The following is a 10,362-nucleotide window of genomic DNA, read 5'->3' as shown; positions in this document are numbered from 1 at the left end:
CTCACAATGATGGTATAAATAATTGATAATTTTTACTCATTTTATAATATATCGTATTTAAGTCTGTTTTTAAAATTTTATTGAAATTATTCCCTAAAATTTTTTCATTAAATGGCACAAAATGCAATACATTTTCTTTATATGAAAATTTATTAATAGGATTATGTTCTTTTTCTTCTATCAAAAGTAATTTTTCATCGTGAAGCTTTGAAAGGCTTTCAAAATATTGATGATATTCAAAAATTTCTGCTTTATTTAATTTTAAAGCATAATAATACAACGAAAGCCCTAATTGAATTTGCTTATTAAAATCTAACATAATAGAAGCGATACCTTCAACATCTTCAAAATTTGAACTCAACACCACAGAAGATTTTAAATCCGCAAAATCACCCTTGCCTGCTTTTAAAACAGGAATTTTTAAAGTAAAAAAGAAATTTTTTTCTTTTTCAAAAAGATAATCTTCTACAACCATCAAACCTATGTTTGTATTTTCAACAAATGATTTAATATTTTTTACATTAGTATTATCATAATCAAACATCACTTCTATGCTATTTTTATGTAAAGATTTAAGCTTATAATACATCGGAGTTAAAGTAGGATTAATAACCTTAAAATAAAGCTTTTTACTATTTATTCTTATATGCAAAAGCAAACTTGCAAAAATAAGTTTTTCTATAGCAAACTCACTCATTTTTTTCATATCAACAATACAAAGTATATTATCTCCAAAAGGCGAAGGAAACCGCCCAAGGCTTGTTTTTACATTTGTAAAAACACTTTGTAAAACCTTAGGATCGCCCACGATTAAAATACTATCATTTGGCATTAAAATAAGCCCAGGTCGTGCTAGGATAAATTCATTATTTCTATAAATCATTACAATTTTAAAGCGTTTTTGACTAATAGAGCTTATATGCCTATAGGCAAAGCTTGACCCTGCTGGAATTCTTACTTCCATTATCTCACCTTGCCCAAGTCCTATAAATTGAGCCATAGAAGGCATATTATCCAAACATCCAGTAAGTCTTATACTCAAAGTATCATAAATATTTACAACTTCACAAAAATTATCATCAATTTGTATATTCCACAAATCCATGATAACTATATTTAGCCTTGGGTGTATCTTTCTTAAATTATAATAACAAGCTAAAGTATCAGCTTCTTCTTGCATATAAATAATAGCTTGATGATAATCTTCTTTAAATAAATTTTCTAGTTTAACCAAACTAGTAGGATCGAATTTATAAAAAGATATTTGTTCATTTTCTAAATCCAAATCCACGCTTTCATCGTTATAATACACAACACTCAAAGATTCTTTAAAAGTTTTATTGTTATGAATTTTTTTTAAAAAATCTTTTGCAAAAACACCATCGGCTAATAATAAAATTTTATTCATCTATACCTCTAAAATACAAAATATAATTATAGCAAAGTTATAGTTTATATTTTAGAGTTTGAATTTTTTACTTTAAAAATACACCCCACCACTTAAATATAATTTCATTCTATGTTCATCATCGTGTTTGTATTTATGTAATGCTCTTGCTCCATCAAGTTTTATATAATACTCATTAGCTTTATTATAAAGTATTTGCAAACCTAGCGCATCTAAGAAATGTTCATCATCTCTTCTATTACCTGAATCTTTTTCATACCAAGCATAACCTACATCATAAAAAGGAGTAAAGTAAAAATTCGTATTTGGTATATTTATTCTTACACCAAAGTTAGCTATGATAGTATTATCTCCATCACCATCTCCATTATCATAAGCTCTTACTCCATAAGCTCCACCTAAAGATGAACTCTCAGAAGAATCAAGTTCAAAATTTCCTAATACCTTTTGATAGTTTATATTAATCGTATGGGTAATGTATTCATTAAAACTATAATAATTATTCACACTAGCATTAAGTTTTCTAAACCAACCAAAGCCTTTAGAATCACTTTTAGAAGTATCTCCAAATATAGTAGTTCCATCATCATTAACCTTACCTACACTTATCTTAGCACTATAGCTTAAGGTATTGTTTTCAAATCCTCTAAATAAACCTTCTAAACCTACACTTCCTACATTAGAGCTTTTATCAAAGGTTAAAAGATCTAAGGTTACATCACTAAGTATTTTATGATAAATACTAGAAGTAAAATATAAAGATGAATTTGTATTTATCCATACAGGATAAGAAAAGTCTATACCAAAATTCCTAGAAGTACCACTAAAACCTAAACCTTCATATTCTCCACCTAAAGAATATGAACCTTGAGATATGCTTGGAGTAACTTTTAAATTTCCTATAAAGAAAGTATAACTTGCTCCATAATTGATTTGTCTTTCATCACTAGTTTGTAAGTAAAAATTATAATAATCTCCCATATTAAGTATAGAATTAAATCCCATACTAATACCAGCTCTATATTCTCCTGCACTCTTAATACCATAATTATCAGCATATAATAATACATTAGCCTTGCTATCAGGTTCTACTTCTATAACTATATCAGTTTCTCCTACATTCTCTCCTGCTTGTAAGCCTGCTAGGGTTTGAACTCCATACATTTCATTGACTTTATATACACTATCTTCTATGAGTTTAGTAGAAATGATTTTACCTTTGATTCTTTGATTTAGCTTACTTTCTAAAAAATGATCTTTGATAGTAGTTTTATTTTTAATAATATATTTGCCTAATACTCCTAAAGAAATATTTATTTGAATACTTTCTTCATCAAATTCTTGTTGAGGAACATAAGCTGTTGCTGCAGGATAACCATTTACTTGGAAATAATAAGCAATGATATTAGATATATCTTGTAAATCTTGTAGGCTAAATTTTCTAGCACTAAATTCACTTACTAAGTTTTGTAAATCTTCTTCTTTAATACCTAGCTTTTCAAAGCTAGTATCTTTATTAGTAAGAACAAACTTATATTTGGTTATAGCTATTTTATTAGTAGTAGTATTGGTATTAGTTTGGCTAGTTGGGTTGTTGTTAGAATTATGATTGGTATTAAAGCTATTATTAGTTGAGTTAGAATTATTATTTGTTTTATCTTTTATACTAGAGTTGGTGTTAGTTTTATTATTGTTTGTTTTAGTGCTTTGGTTAGTTGAGTTTTTATTAGTAGTATTAGTGCTTTGGTTATTAGTTTTTTCATTAGCTTCATCTTCTTGTTTTAGCTTTTCTTTTAATTCTTCTTTTTTTTCTTCAAAGTCTTTTTTAGCTTCTTGCCCTTTTATATAGTCTTGTTTGGTTTTTAGATTTTCTTTGATGGCTTTGTTTTGAGGGAGGTTTCTATCAGGGGATAATTCTATAACTTTTTCTATATCATTTTTAGCTATGCTAATACTTCCTTCATTAGCATAGATTAAAGAGCTAATTGCTATGGTGCTAAGTAAAAGTTTTTTCATGGTTTTCCTTAATTTTATATTCTTTAAATTAAAATTATTGTTTTTATTATTAGTTGATAAACACAATTATGCTTATATTTATTATAAACACTAGGATAAATCCTAGTGTTTGTTTTATATGTTTATTAGACTACATTCCCCTACCACACAAGGATTCATAGTTTTATAATTATCACTTACTATGCAAGTTCTTGATCTTTGTTTCATAGAAGCTTCTTCTACTTCTTCTTTTTCATCTTCTTCATATTCAAAAGTAGGTGTTTGTTTTTGAGCATTAGCTACTTGGCGTGATACTTTTTTATAATCTTCATTTTCATTACCATCAACTACTATTTCATCTAAATTAGGTGTAAGTAAAGCTACATTATCAAATTTACCTATTATTTTAAAGTGATTATTTGAATCAGTGCTAGTTTTATTTTGATAAGTTTGTAATAATTCTTGATTATTATTTATACTAGCAAAAAGCTCTTTACTAAGATTATCTAATCTATCTACTTCAGCTTTTAAAGCATTTAAAGTTGCATCATTTTTTATACTAGGATTTTCATTGACTTTTTTAACATAGTCATTGTATTTTGCTATGGCTATTTTTAATTGCTCTTGAGCTGTTTTTAAATCTGTTATGTTTTGATTATAATTAACAACTAAATTTTTTAAATCATCACTTAAAAAATCAAATAAATCATTTTTGTTTTTGATTGTTTTTTTAGTATTAGCTATTAAAGTGTTTTTAACACTTAAACCATTTGCTTCAAATTTATCATTACTTGCAGTGCTTAAGCCATTGTTTTCATAAGCTAAAAGAAAGTCTAAACTTTGAACTACTTCTAAAGCTTTTGTTGTATCTCCTTTTAGAAAGTATTTAGCTATAAAGTTAGTTTTTTGTTCCTCATTCATATTAGTATAGTTAGTTTTATCTTTAAGCATATTAAGTAAATTAGCTATATTTAATTCATAATGATTATTAGTAATATCATTTATGATTTCATTGACTATATCTTGGTGTAAATCATTTTCATCTAATTTTACATTAGTATCTGTAAGATCAGGTGGGTTAGATGGATTAGATGGTGGGGTTATGTTAGGAAGTTGCACTATAGGTCTTGCTATGGTGTTATCTTGTTGTTTGAATTGATTATAGGCTTGGTTTTTATCATTATCATTATAAGTGTGAATTTGGATTTTATTATTGCTATTACCCCAGTAATCACTATCGTTATTTGCATTAGCCAAATCGTCTTTGTGATGGTAGATATGGACATTGTCGAAGGTAGGATTATAATTATTTTTATAACCAAAGAATTTACCAGCATAATTTTGATTACCACCATTTGCACTTATACTCATATTTGGATTAAAAAATATATAAATGTTTTTGAAGGTAGCACTATCAAAAACACCACCAACAAAACCACCAGCGTAGCTACCATATTCACTACCGCCACTACTACTAATATCCCCTATATGATTTAAAGAAATATTAGAAAAAGTTTGTCTATTAATGACACTAGCAAAACCACCGGCATAGCTACTACGACCACCACTACTACTACTAATATTTCCTATATTATTTAAAGAAATATTGCTAAAGGTTCTACCAGCATAACCAACAAAACCACCGGCATAGCTACTATTAGAATATCCACCACCACCACTACTACTACTACTAATATTTCCTATATTATTTAAAGAAATATTACTAAAAGTTCCATCACTAGCATTACCAATAAAACCACCGGCATAGCTACTATACTTACTACTACTACTACTAATATTTCCTATATGATTTAAAGAAATATTTGTAAAAGTTATATCTTTACCTTTAACATATCTAGCCCAACCAACAAAACCACCAGCATAGCTATAATTTCCACTACTACTAATATTTCTTATATGATTTAAAGAAATATTGGTAAAAGTTCCTCCTTTATCAACATAACCAACAAAACCACCGGCATAGCTATTATACTTACTACTACTACTAATATTTCCTATATGATTTAAAGAAATATCAGTAAAAATTCCTCTTTCATCAACATCACCAGCAAAACCACCGGCAGAGCCATCATCATTGTTGCTATTACTACTAATACTGCCAATATGATTTAAAGAAATATTAGTATAAGTTCCTCTAGCTTCACCAGCAAAACCACCAGCAGATCTACCACTACTAATATTACCTATATTATTTAAAGAAATATTGCTAAAGGTTCCACCAGCAATACCCGCAAAACCACCGGCATAACTATCACTATTACTAATATCCCCTATATTATTTAAAGAAATATTAGAAAAAGTTCCACCATTAGCATTACCAGCAAAACCACTGCCACCACTAATATCCCCTATATTATTTAAAGAAATATTGCTAAAGGTTCCATCATAAGCATAATCAACAAAACCACTGCCACCACTAATATCCCCTATATTACTCAAAGAAATATTGCTAAAGGTTCCACCACTAGCCCAACCAGCAAAACCACCAGCATAGCTACCATCATCATTAGTAACCTTTATACCACCACCCATATAATCTACATTGATATTTTTAATAGTTGCATGTTTAATTTCACCAAATATACCAACATATTCAGGTTTATTATCTAAAGAACTTGCATCTATATTGATATTTTTTAAAATATATCCTTGTCCATCAAAGGTTTTGTTAAAAGCATTATAAGCATCATAGCCAACTATCATAGAAGTACAACCTAAACCATCTATACAATAATTAGCATAGTTTTGCCAGTCTTTACCTTCTACTCCTTGTCCTTTGTTACCTTTAAAATCTATATCATTAGTAAGTCTATATTCACTAGCTGTATCTCTAAATCCTGCTTTATCTTCATTCCACCCTTTAGCAAAATGCCACCAATCTATATCAGAACCTATACCTACATATTTTGCATTAGAAAAATTAGTATTATTATGATTTATTCCATTATAAGCTTTACTTTCATAATCAAAATTACTAAATGAAGATGGATTATAATAATATCCAGTAGCATTTAAATAAAGTGAGCCTTTATCTTTAGCTGTGATATATAATTTATTTATATCTTTTAAAGTAGCAATATCAGCATGTATTTCATTACCTACTAAATGTATATTTGAAGCTTTGATTTGATTGAAAGTTTTATTCTTTGTATTAAAAGAACTTTGTAATAAGACTTTATTCCCTATAAGCAATACATTATTTGCATTAATATTACCCATATTGACTACATTACCAGCTTTAGATGGTTTAAATACTGGGGAGAAATTTGCACCTTGTGTTTTAAATTCTTCAAAATGTCTTGCTTCTAAAGAAGTAGTAGAAGCTACAAAGCGATTAGCATTGATGGTTCCATTTTTAGTAATGATTACTCCATTAGGATTGATTAAAAATACATTATTACCATTTGCATTTAATAATCCATCTATAGTAGATTTACTTGTTCCATGAGCAATGTTTAGGTAGTTTTTATTGTTTCCATTAAAATTTACTTGTTCTTTATTTCCTATACTAAAGCCACCACCCCATTGAATGACAGAATTAACTTTATTACCATTAATATTCATAGTGTTGCCATTAATGTTTATAGTTCCTGTTGTTCCATGAGTAAATTTACCTCCACTAGGTAGAGCCATTAGTGGAGAAAAAAGCATTGATACTACTACACCTGAAAGGCAGATATGGTTTGAAAGTTTTGTTGTTTTCATAGTTACATTCCCCCCTACCACACAAGGATTCATAGTTTTATAATTATCACTTACTATACAAGTTCTTGATCTTTGTTTCATAGAAGCTTCTTCTACTTCTTCTTTTTCATCTTCTTCTTCTAAAGCTTCATCACCTATTAGATTAAGTGAGGCTGTTTGTTCGAATACAGGCAAATCTCCACCTTGAGAATTATCTATATCAGGAAGTTCTGGTTTAATCAAATCAATCTTAGTAATATCATCAAATTTAGCAAAACTAAAATTTGTATAACCTAAACCCTTATCTTTATCTGTAATAACACTAGCAATATTTAAAACATTATCATTAAGCTTAGTAATATCATTTGACAAAGCATTGTAATCATTATAAGCCTTAGTCCAATTATCAAAAGCTTGAGTGAATTTAGGATCATTGTATTTTAATTCGCCTTTATTGACTAAATCTAATAATTTATTAAATTCAGTTTCTGCATTTTTATAAGCTTGATAAGCTTTGTTGAAATTATCTTTAATTTGTAGATAATCATCATATTGTTTTTGGAGTTCATTTTTATTTTTATCTAAGTATGAGATTATCTCTAAAGTATTGCTAACATTAGGTCTAATAATACCATTATAAGTAACTAAGGCTTCATTATTTAATCTTTTATCAAAATTGTGTTCTTTATAGTTTAGTAAAAAGCTAATGCCTTGAGCCATACTTAAAGCTTTATCATCATCTTTTATATCTAAATGTGTTTTTACAATAGCTTTAATCTCATCTTCGCTAGAATTTTTGCTTAATCCCTTAAAAGCATTAATCAAACCAACTAGCTTTTCAATACTTATAGTATATTTTTCATTTCTTATTTCATTGATAATCCATTCCATAATAATATCAGAATATAAATCATCACTACCTAAGATAACTTCTGAATCAGTTGGATCTGTTGGTTTAGATGGTGGTGTTATATTAGGTTTTTCTATAGTGTTTGCTTTAGATAAAAAGTCTTGATAAAAACTCTCTTGAGTTTCATCTGTATAAGTATGAATGTTTATTTTATCTTGTTTATAGCCGTTTTGGTTAAAATCATTCCAGTGTTTTTGATCTTTATTTGCATTAGCTAATTCTCCATATTTATGGTAGATATGGACATTGTCAAAGCTAACATGACCACCACCATTATCACCACTAATTCCATATCCAAAGAATAAGCCTGCTAATTTTGAATATTCACCTATGCTCATATTTGGATTAAAATATATGTAGATATTTTTAAAAGTTCCATAAATAACATCACCAACAAAACCAGCAAAAGGCCATCTTGGATCACCAGCAAGATTTCCTAAATCATTTATAGAAATATTAGTAAAATTTCCATTCAAAATAGTACCAGCAAAACCGCCAGCAGCACTATTATCACTACCACTATAAATATTGCCTATATTATTTAAAGAAATATTAGAAAAAGTCCCTGTTTTAATCCAGCCAGCAAAACCACCAGAACGAGTGTAATTACTAGCACTACTACTCATATCTCCTATATTATTTAAAGAAATATTTGTAAAAATATTGGCTTCTAAACCATCATCATACCAAGCACTAACATAACCAGCAAAACCACCAACATAACTACCAGTTCCATTGTTTTTGCTAGTAATATTTCCTATATGATTTAAAGAAATATCAGTAAAAATTCCTCTTTCAACATCACCAGCAAAACCACCAGCACTACCATAACTACTAATATTTCCTATATTATTTAAAGAAATATTGCTAAAAGTTCCCCCAGCATCACCAGCAAAACCACCAGCACTACCTTTTTTACTACTAATATCTCCTATATTATTTAAAGAAATATTAGATAAATTTCCTTTATAAGTACCACCGATAAAGCCACCAGTATAACGACCACCATCAATACTACCTATATTTTTTAAAGAAATATTTGTTAAAGTTCCACTACCAGCATAGCCAGCAAAACCACCAATATAAAAATGCTTAATATCAGTCTTTATACCACCACCCATATAATCTACATTAACATTTTTAATAGTATCTCGCACATCACCAAATAATCCAATATATCTAAGCTCATCACTTAATTTGGTTGTGTCTATATTGATATTTTTTAAAGTATAACCTTGTCCATCAAAGGTTTTGGTAAATATAGTTTTGTCGCTAAATCCTACTATCATATTAGTACAATTACCTGTACTTAAACAATAATTAGCATAGTTTTGCCAGTCTTTACCTTCTACTCCTTGTCCTTTGTTGCCGCTAAAATCCACATTCCCTACTAATCTAAACTCATCAATATTTCGCGTATTACCTAAATCTTCATTCCATCCTTTAGCAAAGTAAAACCATTCTGTAGCATTAGCTTTTTCATTTCCCATATTACCTATAGTTAGGGCTTTTTTGAAGTTAGAAGAAATTCCATTATGAGTGGTATTAGCACTATCTGTATAATTTACTTTATTTATATTTACATTATTTCCAAAATTATAATTATCATTAGCAAATTTATTCATTTGTCTTTGTATGTAACCACCTTGTATAGCTGTTACATTAATAGTTGAATTTAAATTAGTGCTATCTGCATCTATATATACATTATTTCCTACTAAATGTGTAGTAGAACTAGCATTACCTAGCTTACCACCTTGTATATCTACTTTATTCCCTATAAGCAATACATTATCTGCATTAATATTACCCATATTGACTACATTACCACCTTTAGGGTTAGGTTTAAATACTGGAGAAAAGCTTAAGCCATCATTAAAATTACTCATATTAGCAAATCTTTGCATATCTTCATTACTCATCGATGAAGTAGAAGCTACAAAGCGATTAGCATTGATGGTTCCATTTTTAGTAATGATTACTCCATTAGGATTGATTAAAAATACATTATTACCATTTGCATTTAATAATCCATCTATAGTAGATTTACTTGTTCCATGAGCAATGTTTAGGTAGTTTTTATTGTTTCCTTTAAAATTCACGCTCTCACCTTGATTTATACTAAATCCCCCCCCCCATTGAATAACAGAGTTTGTTCCATTACCATGTATATTTAAAGTATTGTTGTTTGGTTTGTTTATAGTTCCTGTTGTTCCATGAGTAAATTTACCTCCACTAGGTAGAGCCATTAGTGGAGAAAAAAGCATTGATACAGTTACACCTGAAAGTATGATATGATTTGCTAACTTTTTCATAATTAATCCTTTCTAGTTTTTATCTTTGT

Annotated in this window: 3 protein-coding genes; all 3 read right to left on the bottom strand. The window is 28.5% G+C overall.

The window, feature by feature from the left end:
- Window position 1 precedes the first annotated feature (1 nt).
- The 3 genes from CARM_RS03860 to CARM_RS08425 all read right to left on the bottom strand — a co-directional run bounded on the left by CARM_RS03860 (window position 2) and on the right by CARM_RS08425 (window position 10,333).
- On the bottom strand, window positions 2-1,408 hold the full coding sequence (locus CARM_RS03860; protein WP_139425168.1) for a COG3400 family protein: 1,407 nt from the start codon (window positions 1,406-1,408) through the stop codon (window positions 2-4).
- Window positions 1,409-1,480: 72 nt separating this feature from the next.
- Window positions 1,481-3,424, bottom strand: a complete 1,944-nt coding sequence (locus tag CARM_RS03855) for a ShlB/FhaC/HecB family hemolysin secretion/activation protein (protein ID WP_139452620.1) — start codon at window positions 3,422-3,424, stop codon at window positions 1,481-1,483.
- 114 nt (window positions 3,425-3,538) lie between these two features.
- Entirely contained in the window at window positions 3,539-10,333 is a 6,795-nt protein-coding gene (locus tag CARM_RS08425) for a two-partner secretion domain-containing protein (protein WP_244948522.1), read from the bottom strand.
- Between the last annotated feature and the right edge of the window lie 29 nt (window positions 10,334-10,362).

The organism is Campylobacter armoricus (assembly GCF_013372105.1).
GTDB lineage: Bacteria > Campylobacterota > Campylobacteria > Campylobacterales > Campylobacteraceae > Campylobacter_D > Campylobacter_D armoricus.
Note: the sequence above shows the minus strand (reverse complement) of the source record. Positions and strands in the feature narration are given on the sequence as shown.